Source organism: Enterobacter sp. SST3, assembly GCF_000286655.1.
Taxonomy (GTDB): domain Bacteria; phylum Pseudomonadota; class Gammaproteobacteria; order Enterobacterales; family Enterobacteriaceae; genus Enterobacter; species Enterobacter roggenkampii.
This window is the reverse complement of record NZ_ALNS01000014.1, coordinates 196,224-220,636: the sequence shown is the minus strand read 5'-3', so window position 1 is coordinate 220,636 and position 24,413 is coordinate 196,224. Positions and strand designations below refer to the sequence as shown.

Annotated in this window: 21 protein-coding genes and 1 pseudogene; 17 read left to right on the top strand and 5 right to left on the bottom strand. The window is 57.6% G+C overall.

Annotated elements, in window-relative coordinates; all coding sequences use genetic code 11:
• The first annotated feature begins 98 nt into the window (after positions 1-98).
• Positions 99-2,312: a mechanosensitive channel protein gene (ybiO, locus tag B498_RS12050; RefSeq protein ID WP_008501168.1), complete on the top strand. Its 2,214-nt coding sequence runs from the start codon at positions 99-101 to the stop codon at positions 2,310-2,312.
• Between the two features lie 48 nt (positions 2,313-2,360).
• Here the strand turns inward: ybiO and rlmF are convergent, their stop codons facing one another.
• Positions 2,361-3,272 carry a 23S rRNA (adenine(1618)-N(6))-methyltransferase RlmF gene (rlmF, locus tag B498_RS12055; RefSeq protein WP_008501167.1) on the bottom strand — a complete coding sequence of 304 codons (912 nt, stop codon included), beginning with the start codon at positions 3,270-3,272 and terminating at the stop codon, positions 2,361-2,363.
• A 243-nt stretch (positions 3,273-3,515) separates the two neighbouring features.
• Between rlmF and mcbA the strand changes: the two genes are divergently transcribed.
• From mcbA to ybiJ, 3 genes are all read left to right on the top strand, one after another.
• Complete coding sequence (gene mcbA / locus B498_RS12060) at positions 3,516-3,782, top strand: DUF1471 family periplasmic protein McbA (RefSeq protein ID WP_008501166.1); 267 nt, start codon at positions 3,516-3,518, stop codon at positions 3,780-3,782.
• Between the two features lie 121 nt (positions 3,783-3,903).
• Positions 3,904-4,170, top strand: coding sequence for a DksA/TraR family C4-type zinc finger protein (locus tag B498_RS12065; protein WP_008501165.1), 267 nt, complete (start codon positions 3,904-3,906; stop codon positions 4,168-4,170).
• 285 nt (positions 4,171-4,455) lie between these two features.
• A complete protein-coding gene (gene ybiJ / locus B498_RS12070) occupies positions 4,456-4,716 on the top strand; it encodes a DUF1471 family protein YbiJ (RefSeq protein WP_008501164.1) in 261 nt (86 codons plus the stop codon).
• A 118-nt stretch (positions 4,717-4,834) separates the two neighbouring features.
• Here ybiJ and ybiB read toward each other — a convergent pair whose 3' ends face one another.
• Entirely contained in the window at positions 4,835-5,797 is a 963-nt protein-coding gene (ybiB, locus tag B498_RS12075) for a DNA-binding protein YbiB (protein WP_008501163.1), read from the bottom strand.
• A gap of 256 nt (positions 5,798-6,053) precedes the next feature.
• Here ybiB and B498_RS12080 point away from each other — a divergent pair, with 256 nt between their 5' ends.
• The 5 genes and pseudogenes from B498_RS12080 to B498_RS12095 all read left to right on the top strand — a co-directional run bounded on the left by B498_RS12080 (position 6,054) and on the right by B498_RS12095 (position 11,425).
• On the top strand, positions 6,054-6,590 hold the full coding sequence (locus tag B498_RS12080; RefSeq protein ID WP_008501162.1) for a fimbrial protein: 537 nt from the start codon (positions 6,054-6,056) through the stop codon (positions 6,588-6,590).
• Between the two features lie 69 nt (positions 6,591-6,659).
• Complete coding sequence (locus B498_RS12085; protein WP_008501161.1) at positions 6,660-7,334, top strand: molecular chaperone; 675 nt, start codon at positions 6,660-6,662, stop codon at positions 7,332-7,334.
• Positions 7,335-7,360: 26 nt separating this feature from the next.
• Positions 7,361-9,904: pseudogene (locus tag B498_RS0121425) on the top strand (fimbria/pilus outer membrane usher protein).
• 22 nt (positions 9,905-9,926) lie between these two features.
• Positions 9,927-10,916, top strand: a complete 990-nt coding sequence (locus B498_RS12090) for a fimbrial protein (RefSeq protein ID WP_008501158.1) — start codon at positions 9,927-9,929, stop codon at positions 10,914-10,916.
• 5 nt (positions 10,917-10,921) lie between these two features.
• Positions 10,922-11,425, top strand: coding sequence for a fimbrial protein (locus tag B498_RS12095; protein WP_008501157.1), 504 nt, complete (start codon positions 10,922-10,924; stop codon positions 11,423-11,425).
• Here the strand turns inward: B498_RS12095 and dinG are convergent.
• Both dinG and rhlE read right to left on the bottom strand, forming a co-directional pair.
• Positions 11,412-13,589, bottom strand: coding sequence for an ATP-dependent DNA helicase DinG (gene dinG, locus B498_RS12100; protein ID WP_008501156.1), 2,178 nt, complete (start codon positions 13,587-13,589; stop codon positions 11,412-11,414). The two genes, B498_RS12095 and dinG, sit on opposite strands and share 14 nt — an antisense overlap.
• 97 nt (positions 13,590-13,686) lie before the next feature.
• Positions 13,687-15,066, bottom strand: a complete 1,380-nt coding sequence (rhlE, locus tag B498_RS12105) for an ATP-dependent RNA helicase RhlE (protein WP_008501155.1) — start codon at positions 15,064-15,066, stop codon at positions 13,687-13,689.
• 205 nt (positions 15,067-15,271) lie between these two features.
• Here rhlE and cecR point away from each other — a divergent pair, with 205 nt between their 5' ends.
• Genes cecR through B498_RS12130 form a run of 5 tightly spaced genes read left to right on the top strand, consistent with a single transcriptional unit; the run spans position 15,272 to position 20,912 of the window.
• Positions 15,272-15,949 (top strand): transcriptional regulator CecR, encoded by a 678-nt coding sequence (gene cecR / locus B498_RS12110; protein ID WP_008501154.1) that lies wholly within the window; start codon positions 15,272-15,274, stop codon positions 15,947-15,949.
• A complete protein-coding gene (hlyD, locus tag B498_RS12115; RefSeq protein ID WP_008501153.1) occupies positions 15,946-16,941 on the top strand; it encodes a secretion protein HlyD in 996 nt (331 codons plus the stop codon). Before cecR ends, hlyD begins: the two co-directional genes overlap by 4 nt.
• Positions 16,934-18,673 (top strand): ATP-binding cassette domain-containing protein, encoded by a 1,740-nt coding sequence (locus B498_RS12120; protein ID WP_008501152.1) that lies wholly within the window; start codon positions 16,934-16,936, stop codon positions 18,671-18,673. The genes hlyD and B498_RS12120 overlap by 8 nt, the downstream gene beginning before the upstream one ends.
• Positions 18,663-19,796 carry an ABC transporter permease gene (locus B498_RS12125; protein ID WP_008501151.1) on the top strand — a complete coding sequence of 378 codons (1,134 nt, stop codon included), beginning with the start codon at positions 18,663-18,665 and terminating at the stop codon, positions 19,794-19,796. Before B498_RS12120 ends, B498_RS12125 begins: the two co-directional genes overlap by 11 nt.
• A gap of 9 nt (positions 19,797-19,805) precedes the next feature.
• A complete protein-coding gene (locus tag B498_RS12130; protein WP_008501150.1) occupies positions 19,806-20,912 on the top strand; it encodes an ABC transporter permease in 1,107 nt (368 codons plus the stop codon).
• Here the strand turns inward: B498_RS12130 and B498_RS12135 are convergent.
• Positions 20,874-21,284 carry a YbhQ family protein gene (locus B498_RS12135; RefSeq protein WP_008501149.1) on the bottom strand — a complete coding sequence of 137 codons (411 nt, stop codon included), beginning with the start codon at positions 21,282-21,284 and terminating at the stop codon, positions 20,874-20,876. The genes B498_RS12130 and B498_RS12135 overlap by 39 nt on opposite strands.
• A gap of 133 nt (positions 21,285-21,417) precedes the next feature.
• On the opposite strand from B498_RS12135, the gene B498_RS12140 reads away from it, so the two are divergent.
• Genes B498_RS12140 through B498_RS12150 form a run of 3 tightly spaced genes read left to right on the top strand, consistent with a single transcriptional unit; the run spans position 21,418 to position 24,376 of the window.
• Positions 21,418-22,179, top strand: a complete 762-nt coding sequence (locus B498_RS12140) for an endonuclease/exonuclease/phosphatase family protein (RefSeq protein WP_008501148.1) — start codon at positions 21,418-21,420, stop codon at positions 22,177-22,179.
• Entirely contained in the window at positions 22,176-23,414 is a 1,239-nt protein-coding gene (gene clsB / locus B498_RS12145; protein ID WP_008501147.1) for a cardiolipin synthase ClsB, read from the top strand. The genes B498_RS12140 and clsB overlap by 4 nt, the downstream gene beginning before the upstream one ends.
• A complete protein-coding gene (locus B498_RS12150) occupies positions 23,414-24,376 on the top strand; it encodes a lysylphosphatidylglycerol synthase transmembrane domain-containing protein (protein WP_008501146.1) in 963 nt (320 codons plus the stop codon). The genes clsB and B498_RS12150 overlap by 1 nt, the downstream gene beginning before the upstream one ends.
• Positions 24,377-24,413 lie beyond the last annotated feature (37 nt).

The following is a 24,413-nucleotide window of genomic DNA, read 5'->3' as shown; positions in this document are numbered from 1 at the left end:
TGCCCGGCTTTTTTACGCCAGATTGTTCCCAAAAATCCCCCTCCGCGTCCCGACTTCTATACTTATCATTTTGTTCGACATTTTCACCGGAGGACGCCGTGCCGTGGATCCTGTTGCTGTTGATTAGCCTGTTTAGTGCGCCATCGTTCGCCGTCGCGATCCCCGGTGTGACCACCGGAACAACCGCCAGCCAGCAAAATACGCCCTCTCCGGAACCGGATGTTGAACAGAAGAAAGCGGCTTACGGCGCGCTTGCCGACGTTCTTGAGAACGACACCTCCCGAAAGGAATTAATCGAGCAGTTGCGCAAAGCCGCCGCCACGCCGCCCCAGGAAACCGTTCCGACCCTCACCCCTCCGCAGGAGGAGGAGCAAAAAACGGTGCTGGAAAATGTCACCGACGTGAGCCGCCACTATGGGGAAGCGCTCTCCTCGCGCTTTGCCCAGCTCTACCGCAACCTGATTGGCTCACCGCATAAGCCGTTTAACCCACAAACGTTTACCGCCGCCGCCATGCAGTTCCTGATGCTGGCCGGTGCAGTCTTCCTTTTTTACTGGCTGGTGCGCCTGTGCGCGTGGCCGCTGTACCGCAAAATGGGGCAATGGGGACGCAGAAAGAATCAGCAGAAAAGCAGCTGGCTGCACCTGCCGCTGATGATCGCCTCAGCGTTTATCATCGATTTACTGCTGCTGGCGCTGACGCTGTTCTTAGGCCAGATGCTGGCCGACAGGCTGAACGCGGGCAACAAAACCATCGCCTTCCAGCAGTCGCTTTTCCTGAATGCCTTTGCCCTGATTGAGTTCTTCAAGGCGCTGCTGCGGTTACTCTTTTGCCCTCACGTGCCGGCGCTGCGTCCCTTCTCCATTAGGGACGAGAGCGCAACATACTGGGCGCTGCGCCTGAGCGTGCTCAGCGGGCTGATTGGCTACGGTCTGCTGGTTGCCGTGCCGATCATCTCCAACCAGGTGAACGTCCAGTTTGGCGCGCTGGCAAACGTCATTATCATGCTCTGCATTACCGTCTGGTCGCTGTACCTTATCTTCCACAATAAAAAGACCATCACCGAGAGCCTGCTGCATCTGGCCGATCGTTCCCTCTCGTTCTTCAGCCTGTTTATTCGCGCATTCGCCCTGGTGTGGCACTGGCTGGCAAGCGCCTACTTCATCGTATTGTGCTTCTTCTCGCTGTTCGACCCGGGAAACAGCCTGAAATTTATGATGGGGGCAACATTCAAAAGCCTGGCCATTATCGGCATCGCGGCATTTGTCTCGGGGCTGCTGTCGCGCTGGATCTCGAAAACCATCACCCTGTCGCCGCAGGTACAGCGTAATTACCCGGAACTGCAAAAACGGGTGAACGGCTGGATGTCGGTATCCCTCAAGGTAGCGCGCATTCTCACCGTCTGCGTGGCGATCATGCTGCTCCTTAACGCGTGGAGCCTGTTTGATTTCTGGAACTGGCTGCACAACGGCGCAGGTGAAAAAACGGTCGACATTCTGATTCGCATCGCGCTGATTTTGTTCTTCTCTGCCGTCGGCTGGACGCTGCTGGCGAGCCTCATCGAGAACCGTCTGGTGTCGGATATTCACGGCAGGCCCCTGCCCAGCGCGCGGGCCCGCACCTTGCTGACGCTGTTCCGCAACGCGCTGGCGGTCATCATCAGTACCATCACCATCATGATTGTGCTGTCAGAAATCGGGGTGAATATCGCCCCGCTGCTGGCCGGTGCAGGTGCCCTGGGGCTGGCGATCTCCTTCGGGTCGCAAACGCTGGTGAAGGATATTATTACCGGCATCTTTATCCAGTTTGAGAACGGGATGAACACGGGCGATCTGGTGACCATCGGGCCGCTGACCGGCACGGTGGAGCGGATGTCGATTCGCTCGGTGGGCGTGCGTCAGGATACCGGGGCGTACCACATCATCCCCTGGTCCTCGATCACCACCTTTGCCAACTTTGTGCGCGGCATTGGTTCCGTGGTGGCGAACTACGATGTGGACCGTCATGAGGATGCCGATAAAGCGAAGCAGGCGCTGCGCGATGCGGTAGAAGAGCTGATGCAGATGGAAGATATTCGCGGACTGGTGATTGGCGAGCCGTCATTTGCCGGCATTGTCGGGCTGACGAACACGGCCTTTACCCTACGCGTGTCGTTCACCACCCAGCCGCTGAAGCAGTGGACGGTGCGCTTTGCGCTCGACAGCATGGTGAAAAAGCACTTCGATCTGGCGAACGTGCGGATGCCGGTACAGACGTATCAGGTCCTGCCGCCGCCCGCAGCGCCGCTCCCTCCGCAGGAGCCGACGCTGTAGCCGGGTTGCCGGGTGGCGGCTTCGCCTGACCCGGCCTGCGACGCAGCGCTATTTGCGGCGTTTGTTATCGTCCATAAATGACCAGGCGATAAAGCGGCTTTGCTTCTGGCCCTGCGCCATCTCTTTTTTCACTACTTTCACCGCGCCCGCTTCGGTGAGCGCGCGGTAAAGTGGCGGCAGGTTATCTCCGCGGGAAACCAGCGTCGTAAACCACTTCACCTGACGGCCAAACTGTTTGCTTTCCGCAATCATGCGCAGGATAAAGGCCACCTCGCCGCCTTCACACCACAGCTCCTGCTGCTGACCGCCGAAGTTCAGCGCGGCGTCTTCAGCCTGACCCAGGTTGCGGCGCTTGCGCTCGCTGCCCGCGCGGGCTGCTGCCGCCGAATCGTGGAACGGCGGGTTGCACATCGTGGCGTCATAGGTTTCATTTTTATGAATAATGCCGTTGAAGATTGAGGCGGCCTCTTTCTGACGACGCAGGCGAATGGCGCGGCTTAATCCCGGGTTAGCGTTGATAATCGCCTGGGCGCTGGCGAAGGCCTCAGCACCGATTTCGCTTCCGGTAAAGCGCCAGTGATACTCATGCGCGCCGATCAGCGGGTAAATCAGGTTCGCCCCGGTGCCGATATCCAGCACGGTCGCCTGCTGAGGAATAATGCCATCACGGTCTTCAGCCAGAAGATCGGCAAGGTGATGAAGGTAATCCGCGCGGCCCGGAACGGGTGGGCAGAGAAAGCCTTCCGGAATATCCCAGTTCGCCACACCGTAGTAGTGTGCGAGCAGCGCTTTGTTCAACATTTTAACCGCCTGGGGGTCAGCAAAGTTGACCGAAGGTTCACCCGCGGGGGTCTGGACAATGTAGTCCTTTAACGGCGGGCAGCTCAGGCATAACGCATTCATGTCGTAGCGGCTGCGGTGGCGGTTTCGTGGGTGCAATCCCGGCTTTTGGGAAGTCATGGCGTTCTCCTTTAAACAGCGGCGTAAGATACCCTTTGCTGGCCTAACGGTAAATCTTTCTCTGCGGCGCTGAAAAAGCCGCCATAAATCAAACACCTTTATGTCTATGATCTGTCAGCGTAATGTCAATTTTTATCGTTCAAAAAATAAGCAGATCATCATCAAATATTTGCGCTAAGTCACACTCGTCAGGCTTCTAAACTTAAGGGGAATCACCTGTTGTTTCCTCATGAGGATGTGATTATGAAAAAGTACCTGACCCTTGTTGTTATCGCCTCCGCCCTGACGACCGCGTCATTTTCTGCGATGGCCGTTCAGTCGCTGACCCAGAGTACCGACACCAGCCAGCTTCAACCTGCAGGCACCGTCTCCGTAAGCCGCGCCAGTAACCTGGACGATCTGCAGAATAAACTGGCGGAAAAAGCCCGCCAGGAAGGTGCAAAAGGCTTCGTGGTGAATTCCGCTGGCGGAGATAACCATATGTACGGCACAGCGACCATCTATAAATAATCTGCCCCACCCCATGACTGCATCTGCCTGCCAGATGCAGTTTGCTCTCTTCCTCGCCTTGATTGTTCATTTTTTAACCCCACATTAAAAGCAGGGCATGACACCATTTCAGGAGGATGCTATGGCTTCCGGTTGGGCGAATGATGACGCCGTAAACGAACAGATCAACAGTACGATTGAAGATGCGGTTGCGCGCGCTCGCGGTGAAATCCCACGCGGCGAAAGCCTGAAGGAGTGCGAAGAGTGTGGAGAACCTATCCCGGAGGCGCGGCGAAAAGCCATGCCAGGGGTAAGGTTATGCATTACCTGTCAGCAGAATAAAGATTCAAAAAATGCTTCACATTCAGGTTATAATCGCAGAGGTTCGAAAGACAGCCAGTTACGTTGACTTTCCTTTTCCTAAGTTAACCGCCGGGGCGCTTACCTTTACGCTCACGATTTTTAGCGAACCGCGTAGCAAAATGTGCCCTTCATTTTTGTTCTGTAAAGCGCATCCACAAGAAGTGTAAAGCGCCACTTTGAATTTATTAGTAATCAATAAGTTATTTGTCATTCAATTTTTTTGATTGACCACGTCAATTCTCTTCGATTTTATCTCTCAAGAAAAAACGTGATACTCATCACATCGACGGAACATCGTCCCCTTAACAGAAACACCTGCGAGAGATTACTTATGAAAACCATCAAATATGCTGTAGCTGCTGTTGCCCTGTCCGCTCTGTCTTTCGGCGCTTTCGCCGTAGAGCCAGTCTCTTCTGCTCAGGCACAGAACATGAACAAAGTCGGTGTGGTGAGTGCTGATGGCGCGACCACCCTGGACGGTCTGGAAGCCAAACTGGCTGAGAAAGCGGCTGCTGCCGGTGCAATCGGATACACCATTACCTCCGCTAACGGCAATAACAAGCTGAGCGGTACCGCGGTTATCTACAAATAATCGCCTGAATGAATGCTGTCCCCTCGCCAAACCCTCTGGTGAGCTGCTCCAACCCTCATTGACCCTGTTGTTTGTTACCCTTGCTTGCCCGTCCGCCACTGGACGGGCTTTTTTTTGCCTAAAACGCCGCGTCCACGCGTTTGAGACCGGCCTCGACCGTATCAACTTCCCCGGTTGCCAGCAGGCAGCAGGCCATCTGCAGCTTAATGGACTGCGGCACAGGCACGTTTCCGGCGAGGCACTGTTCAATCCAGTGCGCGGTGGTGTGCGGGTCTTTCGCTTCAGGGAGAATGACGTCCGTATTCTCTTCCCCGCGCGCCAGAACAGCGCGCGTACCGGCAGAATCGATCAGCATCAGCTGAGGGCAGCGGAGTGGATTGGCATACACCTCACCTTCTGTACCGTGCATCAGCAGCGCCCTGCCGCCAATCTCCTCAAAAAATTTCCCGACACGCCCCACGTATTCCGGGTGCGATACGCTGGAAAGGCGCAATGCGGCATCTTCTGCAAACGGCGTCGCCAGCTTCGCCAGGGTGTGGGCGCTGTTGCGCACGCCCATCCGCCAGCGCATATCCAGCTGCTTTTCCAGCGGCGGGCACAGGGCTCCGACGGGGATGTAAACCGGCTGATGGCCATCCAGCTTCGCCTGCGCCTGTCCTGCATGACGCGTTGGCTCAATCCCCAACATGCCGAAAATGGTCTCCGTCAACACGCGGGTGGGATCTTCGCTGACCCCGTGAACCACCACCGGGAACCCCAGCTTATGCAATAAGATCGCCAGCAGCGGAGTGAGGTTTGCCTGCTTGCGCGCGCCGTTATAGCTCGGGATGACAATCGGCATCGGTTTTGCCACCGGCGGCGTCAGGCGCAGCGTTTGCGCCTGCATCGCCTCGTAAAAACCGCGCATCTCCGCTTCGCCTTCGCCTTTGATACGCAGCGCAATCAGGATGCCGCCCATCTCCAGGTCAGGTACCTCGCCATCGAGCATTCGGGTATACAGGGCGCGAGCAGTTTCATGGTCCAGATCGCGGGCGTGGTTTTTGCCCCTGCCTACCTCTTTGATAATTTTGCGATAATCCACGACATCTCTCCTGAAAATATCCTTCTGGTAACAATATAGCCCTGTTAAACGTTCGGACGTTAGTTTTTTTCTACATCATCAACGTTCTGTTTTTAAGGATAAAAAAGAAACTCAAGCATTATTTCAATTATTTGTGATTCCTGCAGAAGATTCTTAATGCACCATTATTTGTTTAAATAACCAGCGGAAAGTCATTAAGGGTCAACGGTGAAAACGTCCAGGCAACGCTCTCACCAGAAACATATCAGGATTTGTTATGAACAAGGTTGCTTTAGGTTTAATCATCGCCGCAGCGGTGGGATGTTCTGCATCCACGTTTGCGGCAACAAACGGTGAAGGTCAGATCAATTTCACCGGTGAAATTATCGATTCTGCTTGTCAGGTCGTGAATGGATTAAGTAATCCATTAAATGTTCAGCTGGGAAAAGTGTCTAAAACGGTATTTACCGGCGCTGGCTCTACCAGCACATTAACGAAGTTTGATATTCAGTTAACGAATTGTCCTGACACGGTCACCTCCGCAGCCATTAATTTCGGCGGTACGCCAGATGCGAATAACAACGCTACGCTGGCCTTAACGCCAGATAGCGATGCGGCGACCGGTGTGGCAATTCAGCTGGTTGATGCCTTAGAGCAGCCTGTCAGCCTGTATACGCCATCGCAGCAGTATCAATTAACCTCCGGTACGGCGGTTAACGATCTGGAATTTGGTGCCCGTTATATCCAAACCGGCGCTGCGATCACCGCAGGCCCTGCTAACTCTGTATCGACCTTCACCGTTATTTATAACTGATCTTATCAATCCTGAGATATTAATGCTTTTGCGGGCATTAATATCTCATCTATTTATTGAGAAATCTGTATGCGCCACGGTTATTTACTGAGCACGCTTTTACTGGTAGCCGCCACTGCACATGCGGGCGTCATTATTAATGGCACCCGTCTGGTCTACCAGGGAGATAAAAAGGAATCATCTCTTGGTCTTTCAAATCCAGATGCGACGGATTATCTGGTGCAGTCCTGGGTTGATTCCGGCGGTAAAAACCTGGCCAAAGCCCCGTTCCTCATCACCCCGCCGCTTTTCCGTCTGGATGCCAAAGAAGATAACGTTCTGCGCGTGGTACGCACGGGCGGAAATTTGCCTGAAGACAGGGAATCCCTGTACTGGTTGAATATTAAAGCGATCCCTTCCTCAAAGCAGGTGGAAGGCGTGAATACGCTGCAAATTGCGATTAATACCCGTATTAAATTGCTGTATCGCCCGTCTGCGGTAAAAGGCAGACCAGAAGACGTGGCCGATAAGCTTGAATGGCGTCGCGAAGGTAACGAGCTGGTGGTGAATAACCCCACGCCGTTTTATATGAATTTCCAGGCGGTCACCCTGAATGGTCAGAAAGTGACGAAAGCGACCTGGGCCGTTCCAAAAACAGAAACGCATTTTGCCATACCGGGTAATGTCAGAGGCTCGAACGTGACGTATTCCATTATTACTGATTACGGTAGCATCAGCCATACCTGGTCGAAATCCGTTCATTAATACTTTTCCCCGGTAATAAAATAATCATGTACAGCCATAAAAAGCCGTTCATCTGCCGATTTTCGTCATTGCTGGTCATTCTTTTTGGCCTGGCGATGGCGATCTTTGCGCATCAGGTTATGGCTGATGATTATTTTAACCCTGCCCTGCTGGATATTGATAATCCCCAGCAGGGAAAAACCGATTTATCCGTCTATGAAAAAGGCCCAGGCCAGGCGCCGGGTAAATATCAGGTTACGGTGTTTATCAATAATAATAAAATTGATACCCGCGATGTCACCTTTACGCTGCAGAAAGACGATCACGGCAACAGCACGCTGCAACCTTGCTTTACCGTGGACGATTTAAAAAGCCTCGGGATCAAGACCCAAAAATATCCGCAGCTGAAAGCCAAAGGCCAGTGCGCCGATTTACACGCCATCCCTGCGGCATCCGCGACCTTCCGCGTTCGCAACCAGCAACTGCTGCTGAGCATTCCCCAGTCGGCGCTCGGTCAGGTGCCTCGCGGCTACATTGACCCAAAAGAGTTTGACGAAGGAATTAACGCGGGCCTGCTTAACTACAGTGCAAATGCCAGCCAAAGCCATGCGCGCCAGCCGGGTGAACAGGATAACAGCAGCCAGTACGTTAACCTGCGTCCGGGTTTGAACATTGGCGCATGGCGCATTCGCAACTATTCCACCTGGAATCGCAGCACCACGGGTAACGAGGAGGACCAAAAATTCACCTCCGTATATACCTACGCGCAACGCGATATTGTGGCGATGAAAAGCGACCTCACCGTCGGCCAGAGTTCCTCGCCTTCCGACGTTTTTGACAGCGTACCCTACACCGGCGTGGAGCTGAAATCCGATAACGACATGCTGCCGGACAGTGAAAAAGGCTACGCCCCCATTATTCGCGGCACCGCCCACAGTAACGCGCAGGTGGTGGTACGCCAGAACGGTTACATCATTTATCAGAACACGGTCGCCCCCGGCGCGTTCGAAATTAACGATCTCTACCCCACCGGCAGCAGCGGCGATCTTCAGGTCACCGTGAAAGAGACCGATGGCAGCGAAAGCCATTTCGTCGTGCCGTTTGCCTCCGTGCCGGTATTGCAGCGTGAAAAAAATCTGCGCTACAGCGTGACTGCCGGACGCTACCGTTCTTATGACAACGACGTCGAGAAGACCCCGTTTGCCCAGGGCAGCGCCATCTACGGTTTACCCTACGGTTTCACCGCCTACGGTGGCGTGCAGCAGAGCAGCCATTACCAGTCTCAGGCGGCTGGCGTCGGGAAAAACATGGGCGATTTAGGCGCCTTTTCCATTGACGTGACCCGCGCGAAGGCCCTGTTGAAAAAACAGCAGGCCAGCAAAGGCCAGTCGTGGCGCGTGCGCTATAGCAAAGACATCGCCCGGTCAGGCACCAACTTCTCGCTGGCCGGCTATCGCTATAACAGCAAAGGGTTTTACACCCTTGAAGACACCATGGAGTCATATACCCGCTCCGACGACTGGTCTGCACCGCAGCAGCGCCGCGCCCGAACCGAAGCCACCATCGACCAGACGCTGCCGGAAGGCTAGGGATCCGTCACCCTGAGCATGGTGAAAGAGACGTACTGGAGTCAGAGCCAGAACATGACCTCGATGAGCGTCAGCTACAACAATAGCTGGCACGGGGTGAGCTACAGCCTCAGCTACAGCATGAACAAAAACACCCAGGACAGCGATGAAGACGGTAACGAGGTGACAAACGACAACCAGTTCTCGCTGAGCGTCTCGGTGCCGCTGGACCGCTGGATGCATAACACCTGGGCCACCTACAACCTGAACAACACCAAAGACGGCACGACGCAGAACATCGGCCTGAACGGCACGGCGCTGAAAGAGGACAACCTGAACTGGAACATCCAGGAAGGGCTGAGCAGCACCGGCAGCGGTAACTCCACCAGCATCAACGCCGATTATAAAGCGACCTATGGCGAAGTGAGCGCAGGCGTCAGTCAGGATAAATATCAGCAGACCGTGAACGTCGGTTTGCAGGGCGGCGTGGTTGCCCATGCGAACGGAATAACCCTGAGCCAGCCGCTCGGTGACACCATCGCGCTGGTGAAAGCGCCGGGCACGCACGGAACCCATATCACGAACCAGACGGGCGTCGAGACCGACTTCCGCGGCTACACCGTCGTGCCTTTTGTTACCGCGTATCGCCACAACACCATCGCGCTGGATACCGAAACGCTACCGGACAACGCCGACGTCACCCACGCGGCGCAGATCGTGACGCCAACCCGCGGGGCCGTGGTGCGCGCCAGCTTTAACACCCGCGTGGGTAACCGCGTCCTGATGACGCTTACGCAAAAGGGTAAACCGCTGCCCTTCGGCGCAACGGTCACCACCGAGGATAAGGACAGCGAATTTATTGTCGGGAATGACGGCCAGACCTACCTCTCTGGTCTGCCGCAGCAAGGGCATCTCTACGTTTCCTGGGGACAGGGGGCGAACGAGCACTGCGTCGCTGACTATGCGCTAACGGATGAGAAAGAGAAAACCAGCATCATTAACGCTGCCGCGCAGTGTCACTGATCCACCGTTCAGGCTAACGATTATGCAAATGATTAAACAGTGCTTTTTCTTACTGGTTCTGGGAACCGCCGCGTTATTTATGCCGCATGCGAAGGCGACCTGTACTACGCCAGACCTGCCGAAAATGATCAACGTGGCCTCTATCTCCGTTCCCACGACGCTGGCCGTTGGCGAAACGATCCCGGGTACAGAGCAAATCGCCCATATCGCCGGTAATTGTGACAATGCGGAAGATAAGGGGCTGGAAATTGTCTCTTGTTACTACGGCACAGGGTCTGAGATTCCAGGCCTGAAAGGTGTTTACGATTCCGGAGTCCCTGGGATCGGTGTGGCCCTGATGAACGATCAGGGGCAGCGCATCAGCGGAGCCGGAGGCGTTAACTGCATTTCCACAGGAACGCCGTTGGGTTATGTTTCCAGCGATGGCAAACAGACCTTTAATTTCGACGTTACGCTGGAGTTGGTCAAAACCAGCGATACCGTAGCGTCAGGCACGCTGAATCAAAGTCAGACCCGTTTTGGGATCGGGGTTTATCACCACGAAGGGCTGGGCGATCCCAACACCATCTCCTATGCTGGCAACGTTATTCTGAAAGAGGTCACCTGCTCCGTCCTGCCGAAAAACCTGACGGTCAATCTGGGGGATTTCCCGGTCAGCGATTTTATCAGCGTGGGGATGCTCTCTTCCCCGGCACGAAACTTTGACGTCACGGTGAACTGCAACAGCACCGTACAGCCTGAAGTGAAAATTACCAGCTCAAACGGCTATGAAACGGCCTTCGAAGGGGTGCTGAAACTCACGCAGCAGACTGGCGCCGCGACGGGCGTCGGTGTCCGAATGCTGTTCGACGACAATATCGCCACCTTTGATACCTACGTTAACACCCGAAGCGAAGCCATTGCCAACGAAACGCTGACCATACCGTTTGAGGTGCGCTACGAGCAGGTCAGCGACGTGGTCACTCCCGGTCCGGCCAACACCGTTGCCACCATCACGCTTGCTTATAAGTAACTGACATGAAGAAGATAATTGCGTTTCTGGCGCTGGGGCTGATCGCCCAGGCACACGCCGAGGATATTCAGATCCAGATGACGGGCAACATTTACGCCAATACCTGCATCATCGACAGCGCCAGCCGGAACCTGACGGTGGATTTAGGTCAGGCGGCATCCGGTGATTTTAAAGACGTGGGCGATACCGGCGAGTGGAAAGACTTTTCCCTGTCAGTATCCCACTGCCCGCCAAGCCTCGCGCTTGCCACCGCCTACTTCTATGGCCAGGCGGACAGCACGCACCCCACTAAATTCGCCAATATCGGCAGCGCAAAGGGGCTGGCGCTGGAGCTGGCAGACCGGCAGGACAATATTCTCATCGCTCCGCAGGCGAGCTTTAACGCGGTGATTAATCAAAACGATCACACGGCCACCTTCCCACTCGCCGCACGCTACTACGCCACCTCCATGCCGGTGAGCGCGGGGACGTTCAGCAGCGTGGTGCAGGTGACCTTCACTTACCAGTAGGACCGCGCCCCTTAGCACGGATGCTTTTCCTGCGCCCGGCGGTCAGTGTTGCCGGGCGTTTTTTTACCTCGGGGACCTCTGGCTGTTCAATCGGAAAGATCGGCAGCGCGTTTAACAACCGTTGGCCGTAATTTTTAGTGAGCAGACGCTTGTCATAAATCACCACCTCCCCCCAGCAGCCGTGGCTACGGATCAGACGCCCGACCTGCTGAATAAGATTAAACGACGCCGCAGGTAAACTCTGCACCTCAAACGGATAACGGTTGAGGCTCTTCAGCCACTCGCCCTCGGTGATAACGACCGGGCTGTCGATGGGCGGGAAAGCAATTTTATGAATATGCACCTGCGTCAGGTAATCGCCCTTCAAATCCAGACCTTCCGCGAAGGACTGCAATCCTACCAGCACGCTGCGCTCGCCGTTATCGATGCGCTTGCGATGGGTTTCCACCAGCCGGTAACGGGGCTGGTCGCCCTGGACCAGCAGAAGCAGGCGCAGGTCGGTCACATGTTCCAGAAAACGCTGCATCGCCCGTCCGCTGGCAAACAGCACCAGCATGCCGGGGTACTTTCTGCTCTCAACCTGTTCGCGGAAGTAGGCCGCCATCTCCGCAATGTGCTGCTCTTCGTTGTCAATAAGCGGCTCATACTTCATGCGCGGGATCACCAGCTTCCCCTGCTCGCAGTGGTTAAACGGCGAATCCAGCGCGACAAAACGATCGCCCGCTTTCTCTTTCAGGCCGCTCATCTCCTGCAGCCGCGAGAAGCTGTTCAGGGAGCGCAGCGTGGCGGAGGTCACGACCACGTGCGGCACGCTGCGCCAGATGAGCTTTTCCAGCTGATCGGCCACACGGATGCCCACGCAGTGGAAAAACAGGTGGACCTGGCCGTCGCGCATTTCACGGGTGGCCCATTTGGTGACCGGCGCGCCCGACGCCTGCGCCATCGAGGCCAGCCGCCAGAGCTTGCTCTGGGCTTCGAACATGCCGAGCGCACGGTTCATTTGCAGCAGAATGCGGTGCAGGCGAACAACGTCATGGGTGCCGGTTTTCTCGCTGAGATCGTTTAAGAACATCTCCGCCAGCCCGCGCAGCTTTTCCAGATGCTTCGCCAGCTGCTGGCAAATCTCCATCACCTCCTCCGGCAGTTCGCCCATCGCAAAGCGGTGTTCCGCCTCCTGGGTTGCGGGAAGATAAAGATTCAGGATGTTGTTCAGCGACGAGATAAGGCTGTAAACCTCTTCGCAGTGGTCGCTCAGACGCTCCGGCACCGCCAGCGGCGGCGTGGTTTTCGGCCGGAACTGCTCCATGCAGGTGGCGACAAGCTTGCAGAAGAGATCCAGCTGCAGGCGGAACCAGGGGGCGGTAATTTCTGCGCTCATCTCCAGCGCGTCGCGCGCCACGTCGGGCAGATGGTGGCCTTCGTCGAGCACCAGCAGCAGGTTTTTCGGCTCCGGCAGCACCGCTTCACTCTCCAGCGCCGCCATCACCAGGGCGTGGTTAGCCACCACCACTTCGGCTTCCTGAATTTCACGCCGGGCGACGAAGAACGGGCATTCGCGATAATAGTGACAGTTGCGGTTCAGACAGCTGGCTTTGTCCGTGCTGAGCCTGCGCCACAAATCGTCGCTGATGGCTTTATCGGTGTGATCGCGCAGGCCATCCCATTTATAGCCATCGAGATCGCCTTTCAGCGTTGCGCAGAGCTCCTGCTCGGCTTTGTTGTTTGGCGTGAGATCGTCGTCGAGGAACGCCAGCAGATCCTGTTGCGACGCCTCGCTGCTGGCAAGCCCTGCCAGGTTACGCGGGCAGACGTAGCGCCCGCGACCAAAGGCGGCCGTAAACCGCAGGTCGGGGATGATTTTGCGCAGCAGGGGCAAATCTTTGCTGAAGATCTGGTCCTGCAAGGCCACGTTGGCAGTGCTGACCACCAGCGTTTTGTCTTCCTCCCGCGCGATGGCGATGCCGGGAATGAGATACGACAGGGTTTTCCCGACGCCGGTCGGGGCTTCAATCGCCAGATGTCGCCCGTCGTCCCCGGCGAGCGTTTTTGCCACGTCGGCAATCATCTGCCGCTGCGGCGCTCGGGGGATAAAATCGGGGATCTGCTGCTGTAGCGCCTTATACCAGGCGCCTATTTGCGCTTTCAGCGCCGCGGTTAAAGCCATTGGAAAACCTGAAATACTGTATAAACAGCCACTATTGTGGCACTTTCTCTTCGCTGCCGCAAAAAGAAAAGCCCGGCTTTACGACCGGGCTTCCAGATTACTGCGGGTTAGCAGGCTTGCGCGGGCGGCGTCGGCGCTGCCCTTCCCCTGCCGGCTTGCCTTCGCCGCTGCGCCACGGATTGTCACCGGCCGGTTTGCTGTCGTTGCCACGACGCGGCGGTTTGCCCGCTGTCTTCGGCGCGCCACCTTCGGCACGACGCGGCTGCTGGCCGCGACCACCGCCGCCCTGACCGCGACCGCCCTGGCGACCGTTCTGAATCGGCTCGGCTTTGATCGACGGATCCACTTCATAACCCGGGGTTTCGATGCGCGGGATCTCTTTCTTCAGCAGGCGTTCGATGTCGCGCAGGAGCTTGTGCTCGTCCACGCACACCAGAGAGAGCGCTTCACCGGTGGCCGCCGCACGACCGGTACGGCCGATACGGTGCACGTAGTCTTCCGGCACGTTTGGCAGCTCGTAGTTCACCACGTGCGGCAGCTCTTCAATGTCGAGGCCACGGGCGGCGATGTCGGTCGCCACCAGCACGCGGATGTCGCCAGACTTGAAGTCCGCCAGCGCACGGGTACGCGCCCCCTGGCTCTTGTTGCCGTGGATCGCCGCACTGCGGATGCCGTCTTTGTTCAGCTGTTCCGCCAGGTGGTTCGCGCCGTGCTTGGTGCGGGTAAAGACCAGCACCTGCTGCCAGTTACCCTGGCCGATCATCTGGGAGAGCAGTTCGCGCTTGCGCTTTTTATCCACAAAGTGAACGTGCTGCGTCACCTGCTCAGAGGCGGTGTTGCGGCGCGCCACTTCCACTTCCAGCGGGTTATGCAGCAGCTTTTCCGCCAGCGCCTTGATCTCGTCGGAGAAGGTCGCGGAGAAGAGCAGGTTCTGACGACGCGGCGGCAGCTTGGCCAGCACGCGGCGAATGTCGTGAATAAAGCCCATGTCGAGCATGCGGTCGGCTTCGTCCAGTACCAGAATTTCGATGTTATCCAGCTTCACCGCGTTCTGGTGTTCCAGATCCAGCAGACGGCCCGGCGTTGCCACCAGCACGTCCACGCCGCCGCGCAGCTTCATCATCTGCGGGTTGATGCTGACCCCGCCGAACACCACCAGCGAGCGAATGTTGAGATAGCGGCTGTAGTCACGCACGTTCTCGCCAATCTGCGCGGCCAGCTCGCGGGTTGGGGTGAGGATCAGCGCACGAACCGGACGACGGCCTTTGGCGTGCGGCTGATTTTTTACCAGCAGTTCTAACAGCGGCAGCGTAAAGCCCGCGGTTTTACCGGTGCCGGTCTGGGCGCTGGCCATCAGGTCACGGCCCTGAAGAACGGCAGGAATAGCCTGTTGCTGGATTGGGGTTGGCTCAACGTAGCCCTGCTCTGCGATCGCGCGCAGAATTTCCGGGTTCAGGCCAAGGGAATCAAAAGACATAAAAACTCCGAACCGCCCCGACCATCACAGGTGTAGTTTTCAGGGAGATATAACAATTGAGAGGACAAAAACCACAATGTCGCGAAGGGGCGGAGTGTAGCAGCTTTTGTGACGTGGCGCATAAAATATCCCTCCGCGTTCCCTCGACGGGGATGCAAATCAAGCATAATCTTAATCAATCGATTGATTAATTTTTAATGCCGCCATGAATACAACACCCACAACAACCAAAGGTGAACAGGCCAAAAACCAGCTTATTGCCGCCGCGCTGGCGCAGTTTGGCGAGTACGGGCTGCACGCGACCACCCGGGATATCGCGGCGCTGGCGGGGCAGAACATTGCGGCGATTACCTACTATTTTGGCTCAAAAGAGGATTTATATCTCGCCTGCGCCGAGTGGATTGCCGATTTTATCGGCACGCAGTTTCACCCGCACGTCGAGGAGGCCACCGCGCTGCTCGGCCAGCCGTCGCCCGATCGCGAGGCCATCCGCCAGCTGATCCTGAGTGCCTGCCACAACATGATCCGCGTGCTGACGCACGACGATACGCTCAACCTGAGCAAGTTTATCTCCCGCGAGCAGCTCTCCCCCACTGCCGCCTACCAGCGGGTACACGATCGGGTCATTGCCCCGATGCATACCCACCTGACCCGGCTGATCGCCGCCTATACCGGGCGGGATGCCAACGATACCGCGACAATTTTGCATACCCACGCCCTGCTGGGTGAAATCCTTGCCTTCCGTCTGGGCCGGGAAACCATCCTGTTACGCACCGGCTGGACACAATTTGATGAGGATAAAGCCGCGCAGATCGGTGAGGTGATCGCCTGTCATCTCGATCTGATCCTGCAAGGCTTAACGCAAAGGAGCCTGAAGTCATGAAAAAACCTGTCGCCATCATTCTGGTGGTCGTTGTGTTGCTTGCCGCGGGCGTCGGTGGATGGCTGTGGTACCAGAGCCATCAGGATAAAGGCCTGACGCTGTACGGTAACGTGGATATTCGCACGGTGAACATGAGCTTCCGCGTGGGCGGACGTCTCGCCTCGCTGAACGTGGACGAAGGCGATGCCATTAAAAGCGGGCAGACGCTGGGGATGCTGGACAAAGCGCCCTATGAGAACGCGCTGCTGCAGGCCAAAGCGGGCGTCTCCGTTGCGCAGGCGCAGTATGACCTGATGCTGGCCGGCTATCGCGACGAAGAGATCGCCCAGGCCGCTGCCGCCGTCAAACAGGCGCAGGCGGCCTATGACTACGCGCAGAACTTCTACGCTCGTCAGCAGGGGCTCTGGAAAAGCCGCACCATTTCCGCGAATGACCTGGAAAATGCGCGCTCCTCCCGCGACCAGGCGCAGGCAACCCTGAAGTCCGCGCAGGATAAATTAAGCCAGTACCACACCGGTAACCGCCCGCAGGATATCGCCCAGGCGAAAGCCAGCCTTGAACAGGCGCAGGCCCAGCTGGCGCAGGCAGAGCTGGATCTGCACGACACCACGCTCATCGCACCGTCTGACGGCACGCTGATGACCCGCGCCGTCGAGCCGGGCAGCATGCTCAGCGCCGGAAGCACCGTTTTAACCCTGTCGCTCACCCGTCCGGTGTGGGTGCGCGCCTACATTGATGAGCCCAATCTCGGCCAGATGCAGCCGGGCCGCGAGCTGCTGCTCTATACCGACGGTCGCCCGGACAAGCCGTATCACGGCAAGGTGGGCTTTGTCTCCCCTACCGCCGAATTCACGCCGAAAACGGTTGAAACGCCGGACCTGCGTACCGACCTGGTGTATCGCCTGCGCATCATCGTGACCGATGCGGACGACGCCCTGCGCCAGGGCATGCCCGTCACCGTAAAAGTGAACAGCGGGGAACGACATGAATGACGCGGTTATTCAGCTCAACAGTCTGGTTAAACGCTTTAAGGGGATGGATAAGCCTGCGGTCGCGCCGCTGAACTGCACCATCCGGAAAGGCTACGTGACCGGGCTGGTCGGTCCGGACGGCGCGGGGAAAACCACGCTGATGCGGATGCTGGCGGGGTTGCTGAAGCCGGATGAAGGATCGGCCCGCGTGCTGGGCCTGGATCCGATAAAAGACGACGGCCCGCTCCACGCCATGCTCGGCTATATGCCGCAGAAGTTTGGCCTGTATGAAGACCTGACGGTGATGGAAAACCTGAACCTGTACGCCGACCTGCGCAGCGTCACCGGAGAAACCCGGGAGAAAACCTTCGCCCGCCTGCTGGAATTTACCTCGCTCGGCCCGTTCACCGACCGGCTGGCGGGCAAGCTCTCCGGCGGGATGAAGCAGAAGCTGGGGCTGGCCTGCACGCTGGTGGGCGAGCCGAAGGTGCTGCTGCTGGACGAGCCCGGCGTCGGCGTCGACCCGATATCGCGACGAGAACTGTGGCAGATGGTGCACGAGCTGGCGGGCGACGGGATGCTAATCCTCTGGAGCACCTCCTACCTCGACGAAGCGGAGCAGTGCCGGGACGTGCTGCTGATGAACGAAGGCGAGCTGCTCTATCAGGGCGAGCCGACGACGCTGACGCAGAGCATGGCCGGGCGCAGCTTCCTGCTGCACAGCCCGCAGGCGTCCAACCGCTCGCTGCTGCAGCGGGTGCTCAGGCTGCCGCAGGTCAGCGACGGGATGATTCAGGGCCGCTCGGTGCGGGTCATCCTCAAAAAAGAGGCCACCGTCGACGATATTCGCCGGGCGCCTGGGATGCCGACGATTGAGATAGAAGAGACGGCGCCGCGTTTTGAAGATGCGTTCATCGACCTGCTGGGCGGCGCGGGGACCTCCGAGTCGCCGCTTGGGGCGATCCTGCACACGGTGGAAGGTACGCCAGGCGAAACGGTGATCGAAGCCAAATCCCTCACCAAAAAGTTCGGGGATTTCGCCGCCACTGACAACGTGAATTTTGCCGTGAAGCGCGGCGAGATTTTTGGCCTGCTCGGACCAAACGGCGCGGGAAAATCCACCACCTTTAAGATGATGTGCGGCCTGCTGGTGCCGACGTCCGGCAAAGCGCTGGTGCTGGATATGGATCTCAAAGTCAGCTCCGGCAAGGCGCGCCAGCACCTGGGCTATATGGCGCAGAAGTTCTCGCTGTACGGCAACCTGACGGTCGAGCAGAATCTGCGCTTTTTCTCCGGCGTGTACGGCCTGCGCGGACGCGCGCAGAACGAGAAAATCCGCCGCATGAGCGACGCCTTCGGGTTAACGACGATTGCTTCCCACGCCACCGACGAACTGCCGCTCGGCTTTAAGCAGCGGCTGGCGCTGGCCTGCTCGCTGATGCACGAGCCGGATATTCTGTTTCTGGACGAGCCGACCTCCGGCGTTGATCCCCTCACCCGCCGCGAGTTCTGGCTGCATATCAACAGCATGGTGGAAAAAGGGGTAACCGTGATGGTGACCACCCACTTCATGGACGAGGCGGAGTACTGCGACCGCATCGGGCTGGTGTATCGCGGCAAGCTGATTGCCCACGGCACGCCGGACGACCTGAAAAACCAGGCCGCCGACGACGCGGTGCCGGACCCGACCATGGAGCAGGCGTTTATCACCCTCATCCACGACTGGGATAAGGAGAATGCCCATGCGCAGTAACGCCATTTCCTGGCGCCGGGTGCGCGCCCTGTGCGTAAAAGAGACGCGGCAGATCGTGCGCGATCCCAGCAGCTGGCTGATTGCGGTGGTGATCCCCCTGCTGCTGCTGTTTATCTTTGGTTACGGCATTAACCTGGACTCCAGCAAGCTGCGGGTCGGGATTTTACTCGAACAGCAGAGCGAAGAGGCGCTGGACTTTACCCACGCCATGACCGGTTCGCCCTACATTGATGCCACCATCAGCGACAACCGCCAGGAGCTGATCCAGAAGATGCAGGCCGGGAAGATTCGCGGTCTTATCGTCATTCCTGTGGATTTTGCCGCCAACATGGCGCGGGCAAATACCGATGCGCCGATCCAGGTCATCACCGACGGCAGCGAGCCGAACACCGCGAACTTCGTGCAGGGCTACGCGGAGGGGATCTGGCAACTCTGGCAGATGCAGCGCGCGGAAGACCGGGGCGAGACGTTTGAACCGCTTATCGACGTGCAGACGCGCTACTGGTTTAACCCCGCCGCCATCAGCCAGCACTTTATTATTCCGGGCGCGGTGACGATTATTATGACGGTGATCGGCGCGATTCTGACCTCGCTGGTTATCGCCCGCGAGTGGGAGCGCGGCACCATGGAGGCGCTGCTTTCCACCGAAGTGACGCGCGTCGAGCTGCTGCTGTGCAAGCTTATTCCCTACTACTTCCTCGGCATGCTGGCGATGCTGCTCTGCATGCTGGTGTCCGTCTTTATCCTCGGCGTGCCGTACCGCGGCTCGCTGGTGGTGCTGTTCTTTATCACCAGCCTGTTTTTACTCAGCACGCTGGGGATGGGGCTGCTCATCTCCACCATCACCCGCAACCAGTTTAACGCCGCGCAGGTGGCGCTGAACGCCGCTTTCCTGCCGTCGATTATGCTGTCCGGGTTTATCTTCCAGATAGACAGCATGCCTGCCGTCATCCGCGCCGTGACCTACATTATCCCGGCGCGCTACTTCGTGAGCACGCTGCAAAGCCTGTTCCTGGCGGGGAATATTCCGGTAGTGCTGATTATCAACACGCTGTTTTTAATGGCGTCGGCGGTGATGTTTATCGGGTTGACGTGGATGAAAACCAAACGGCGGTTAGATTAAGGAGCGCGCATGTTTCACCGTTTATGGACGTTAATACGCAAAGAGCTGCAATCCCTGCTGCGCGAGCCGCAAACCCGCGCCATTCTGGTGTTGCCGGTGCTGATCCAGGTTTTACTGTTCCCGTTTGCCGCCACCCTTGAGGTGACCAACGCCACCATTGCCATTTACAACGAAGACAACGGCAAACATTCCGTCGAGCTGACGCAGCGCTTTGCGCGTGCGAAGGCCTTTACCCACATCCTGCTGCTGAAAAGCCCGCAGGACATTCAGCCCACCATCGACACGCAAAAAGCGCTGCTGCTGGTGCGGTTCCCGGCGGATTTCTCCCGCAATCTGGATACCTTCCAGACCGCGCCGATGCAGCTGATCCTCGACGGGCGCAACTCCAACAGCGCCCAGATTGCGGCCAACTACCTCCAGCAGGTGGTTAAGGATTACCAGCAGGAGCTGATGGACGGCAAACCGAAGCCCAACAACAGCGAACTGGTGGTGCGCAACTGGTATAACCCAAATCTGGACTACAAGTGGTTTGTGGTGCCGTCGCTGATCGCCATGATCACCACCATCGGGGTGATGATTGTGACCTCTCTCTCCGTCGCCCGCGAGCGCGAACAGGGCACGCTGGATCAGCTGCTGGTCTCTCCGCTCGCCACCTGGCAAATTTTCGTCGGCAAAGCGGTGCCGGCGCTGATTGTCGCCACCTTCCAGGCGACCATCGTGCTGGGCGTGGGAATATGGGCCTACCAGATCCCGTTCGCCGGATCGCTGGCGCTGTTTTACTTCACGATGGTGATTTACGGGCTGTCGCTGGTGGGGTTTGGGCTGCTGATTTCCGCACTCTGCTCGACGCAGCAGCAGGCGTTTATCGGGGTATTCGTCTTTATGATGCCCGCGATCCTGCTCTCCGGGTACGTCTCGCCGGTTGAGAATATGCCGGTGTGGCTCCAGGATCTGACGTGGATAAACCCGATACGCCACTTTACGGATATCACCAAGCAGATCTATCTGAAGGATGCGAGTCTGGATATTGTCTGGGGAAGTTTGTGGCCGCTACTGGTCATCGCGGCCACGACAGGCTCAGTGGCCTATGCGATGTTTAGACGCAACATCGCGTAGCTTTTTCTCTTTGGTCAGCAACGAGACCACCGCAGGCCCTGCGAGGATTGCCAGACCCGCCAGGGCCAGCAGCAGGTTGTTTTGCAGCACGCGTGACAGCAGCCACAGAACAATCATCGCCGCACCAAAGTACCATGTGGTGGTGAGCTCTTCGAGCACGTCACCCACCTCGCGCCAGCGCGCGTCATGGTGGCGCTGTAAAAACAGCATCGACAGCACGGTGACGCCGTAAAGGACGCATAGCCCCAGGCCAACACGTACCAGCGTGCCGCTCATCCAGCCCATCACCAGTACGGCCACGACCAGTAAATGCAACATTATCTGCCAGCAACTCAGGCCAGTTGCGACACGAACACGTTGTTGCCACTTCATGGCTTCTCTCCTGAAGGATTTTTCTCTGCTTAATCAGACTACCGCACTTTACGGAAAATTCCGTAACGCCGCATCTTTTTGTGACGACGACTACACTTTATTTTCATCGGGATAGTCACTCAGGAAGGAGCTTATGACGAAAAAAATGCAGCATTTCTCGCTTAAAGTGCTGACGATAAACATTCATAAGGGCTTCACAGCATTTAACCGCCGCTTCATTTTACCGGAGCTGCGCGACGCGGTGCGCACCGTCAGCGCGGATATTGTCTGCCTGCAGGAGGTGATGGGCGCGCACGAAGTACATCCGCTTCACTTTGAGAACTGGCCCGACACGCCGCACTATGAATTTCTGGCCGATACCATGTGGAGCGATTACGCCTACGGCCGCAACGCGGTCTATCCTGAAGGTCATCACGGCAACGCGGTGCTGTCGCGTTATCCCATTGAACATTATGAAAACCGCGACGTTTCCGTCGGGGAGAGCGAAAAACGCGGCCTGCTCTACTGCCGCATTACCCCGCCCGACCTTGAGCTGCCCATCCACGTCGGCTGCGTTCATCTGGGACTGCGCGAAGCCCATCGTCAGGCGCAGCTGAAAATGCTGGCCGAATGGGCCAACGCGCTGCCTGACGGTGAACCTGTTGTCGTGGCAGGCGATTTCAACGACTGGCGCCAGCGGGCAAACCATCCGTTGAAGGTGGATGCCGGGCTGGAGGAGATCTTCACCCGGGCGAACGGCAGGCCTGCGCGCACGTTCCCGGTCCGTTTCCCGCTGCTGCGGCTTGACCGCATCTACGTTAAAAATGCCCACGCCAGCAGCCCGACCGCCCTGGCGCTTCTCAACTGGCGGCATCTTTCCGACCATGCCCCGCTCAGCGCGGAGATCCACTTATGAAATGTTCCTGGCAGGAAGGCAACCGGATCACGCTGCTGGTCAACGGGGACGAGTATTACCCGGCCGTGTTTAAGGCAATTGATAACGCCCAGCAGAAGGTGATCCTCGAAACCTTTATCTGGTTCGAAGACAACGTCGGCAAGCAGCTGCACAGCGTGCTCCTGCGCGCCGCACAGCGCGGCGTCAAAATTGAAGTACTGCTGGATGGCTACGGCTCGCCGGACCTCAGCGATGGGTTCGTCAATGAACTGACCGCCGCAGGCGTGGTATTCCGCTACTACGATCCCGGCCCTCGCCTGTTCGGCATGCGGACCAATCTTTTCCGCCGAATGCACCGCAAAATTGTGGTGGTGGATGAGACGGTAGCGTTTGTCGGCGGCATTAACTACTCGGCGGAACATATGTCCGACTACGGCCCGGAAGCGAAGCAGGATTACGCCATTCGCATTGAAGGCCCGGTGGTGCAGGACATCTTGCTGTTTGAGCTGGAGAACCTGCCGGGGAAAGAGGCCGTACGCCGCTGGTGGCGACGCCGCCATCGCCCGGAAGAGAACCGGAAGCCCGGCGAAGCGCAGGCGCTTTTCGTCTGGCGCGACAACGGCGAGCACCGGGACGACATTGAACGCCACTACCTTAAGATGCTCGCCAACGCGAAGCGCGAAGTGATTATTGCTAACGCCTACTTTTTCCCGGGCTATCGACTGCTGCATGCCATGCGAAATGCTGCAAGACGCGGCGTGCGCGTGAAGCTGATTGTCCAGGGCGAGCCGGATATGCCGATCGTCAAAGTCGGGGCGCGGCTGCTGTACAACTACCTGGTGAAGGGCGGCGTTCAGATCTACGAATACCGCCGTCGGCCGCTGCACGGCAAAGTCGCGCTGATGGACGATCACTGGGCCACCGTAGGCTCCAGCAACCTCGATCCGCTGAGCCTGTCGCTTAACCTTGAAGCCAACCTGATCATTCACGACCGCCAGTTTAACCAGACCCTGCGGGATAACCTGCAGGCGTTGATCGTTAACGACTGCGTGCGCGTGGATGAGTCTATGGTTCCCAAACGCACCTGGTGGAACCTGGGCATCAGCGTGGTGGTGTTCCACTTCCTGCGGCATTTCCCGGCGATGGTCGGCTGGCTGCCGGCGCATACGCCGAAGCTGGCGCAGGTGGACCCGCCGGTACAACCCGAAATGGAAACCCAGGACCGCATTGAAGCGGAAGACGGAGGCAAACCCTGATGTCAAAATCGCATCCACGCTGGCGTCTGGCAAAAAAGATCCTCACCTGGGTATTCTTTATTGCCGTCGCGGTGCTGCTGGTGGTCTACGCGCAGAAAGTGGACTGGGAAGAGGTGTGGAAGGTCATCCGCAACTATAACCGGATGGTGCTGCTGGGCGCGACGGGGCTGGTTATCGTGAGCTACCTGATGTACGGCTGCTATGATCTGCTGGGTCGGGCCTACTGCGGCCACAAGCTGGCCAAACGTCAGGTGATGCTGGTGTCGTTTATCTGCTACGCCTTTAACCTGACGCTGAGCACTTGGGTCGGGGGGATTGGCATGCGCTATCGCCTCTACTCGCGGCTCGGCCTGCCGGGCGGGACCATCACGCGTATTTTTTCCCTGAGCATTACCACCAACTGGCTGGGCTATATCCTGCTCGGCGGGGTGATCTTCACCATCGGCGTCGTGCAGCTGCCCGCGCACTGGTATATCGACGAGGCCACGCTGCGCATTCTGGGCATCGTGCTGCTGCTGATTATCGCCGTTTATCTCTGGGCCTGCGCGTTTGCAAAGCGCCGCCATATGACCATCAAAGGGCAAAAGCTGGTCCTGCCCTCGTGGAAGTTTGCGGTGCTGCAGATGGCGGTCTCCAGCGCCAACTGGATGGCCATGGGGGCGATTATCTGGCTGCTGATTGGCGAGGACGTCAATTACTTCTTCGTGCTGGGCGTGCTGCTGGTGAGCAGCATTGCCGGGGTGATTGTGCACATTCCGGCGGGGATCGGCGTGCTGGAGGCGGTGTTTATTGCCCTGCTGGCCGGGGAGCATGTTTCTCAGGGAACGATTATCGCCGCCCTGCTGGCGTACAGGATGCTGTATTACTTCCTGCCGCTGGCGCTGGCAACGGTCTGCTATCTGGTGCTGGAAAGTCGGGCGAAAAAGCTGCGGGCGAAGAATGAGAGGATGCTAGCGAAGTGAATAAGTCGGGTGGCGGCTTCGCCTTACCCGACCTACG

Coding starts and splice junctions, on each gene's coding strand:
- clsB (WP_008501147.1), top strand. CDS start 22,176: ATGAAATGTTCCTGGCAGGAAGGCAACCGGATCACGCTGCTGGTCAAC.
- B498_RS12135 (WP_008501149.1), bottom strand. CDS start 21,284: ATGAAGTGGCAACAACGTGTTCGTGTCGCAACTGGCCTGAGTTGCTGG.
- B498_RS12130 (WP_008501150.1), top strand. CDS start 19,806: ATGTTTCACCGTTTATGGACGTTAATACGCAAAGAGCTGCAATCCCTG.
- B498_RS12120 (WP_008501152.1), top strand. CDS start 16,934: ATGAATGACGCGGTTATTCAGCTCAACAGTCTGGTTAAACGCTTTAAG.
- B498_RS12125 (WP_008501151.1), top strand. CDS start 18,663: ATGCGCAGTAACGCCATTTCCTGGCGCCGGGTGCGCGCCCTGTGCGTA.
- B498_RS12080 (WP_008501162.1), top strand. CDS start 6,054: ATGAACAAGGTTGCTTTAGGTTTAATCATCGCCGCAGCGGTGGGATGT.
- dinG (WP_008501156.1), bottom strand. CDS start 13,589: ATGGCTTTAACCGCGGCGCTGAAAGCGCAAATAGGCGCCTGGTATAAG.
- B498_RS12085 (WP_008501161.1), top strand. CDS start 6,660: ATGCGCCACGGTTATTTACTGAGCACGCTTTTACTGGTAGCCGCCACT.
- B498_RS12140 (WP_008501148.1), top strand. CDS start 21,418: ATGACGAAAAAAATGCAGCATTTCTCGCTTAAAGTGCTGACGATAAAC.
- rlmF (WP_008501167.1), bottom strand. CDS start 3,272: ATGACTTCCCAAAAGCCGGGATTGCACCCACGAAACCGCCACCGCAGC.
- B498_RS12090 (WP_008501158.1), top strand. CDS start 9,927: ATGCAAATGATTAAACAGTGCTTTTTCTTACTGGTTCTGGGAACCGCC.
- ybiJ (WP_008501164.1), top strand. CDS start 4,456: ATGAAAACCATCAAATATGCTGTAGCTGCTGTTGCCCTGTCCGCTCTG.
- hlyD (WP_008501153.1), top strand. CDS start 15,946: ATGAAAAAACCTGTCGCCATCATTCTGGTGGTCGTTGTGTTGCTTGCC.
- mcbA (WP_008501166.1), top strand. CDS start 3,516: ATGAAAAAGTACCTGACCCTTGTTGTTATCGCCTCCGCCCTGACGACC.
- B498_RS12095 (WP_008501157.1), top strand. CDS start 10,922: ATGAAGAAGATAATTGCGTTTCTGGCGCTGGGGCTGATCGCCCAGGCA.
- cecR (WP_008501154.1), top strand. CDS start 15,272: ATGAATACAACACCCACAACAACCAAAGGTGAACAGGCCAAAAACCAG.
- B498_RS12065 (WP_008501165.1), top strand. CDS start 3,904: ATGGCTTCCGGTTGGGCGAATGATGACGCCGTAAACGAACAGATCAAC.
- B498_RS12150 (WP_008501146.1), top strand. CDS start 23,414: ATGTCAAAATCGCATCCACGCTGGCGTCTGGCAAAAAAGATCCTCACC.
- rhlE (WP_008501155.1), bottom strand. CDS start 15,066: ATGTCTTTTGATTCCCTTGGCCTGAACCCGGAAATTCTGCGCGCGATC.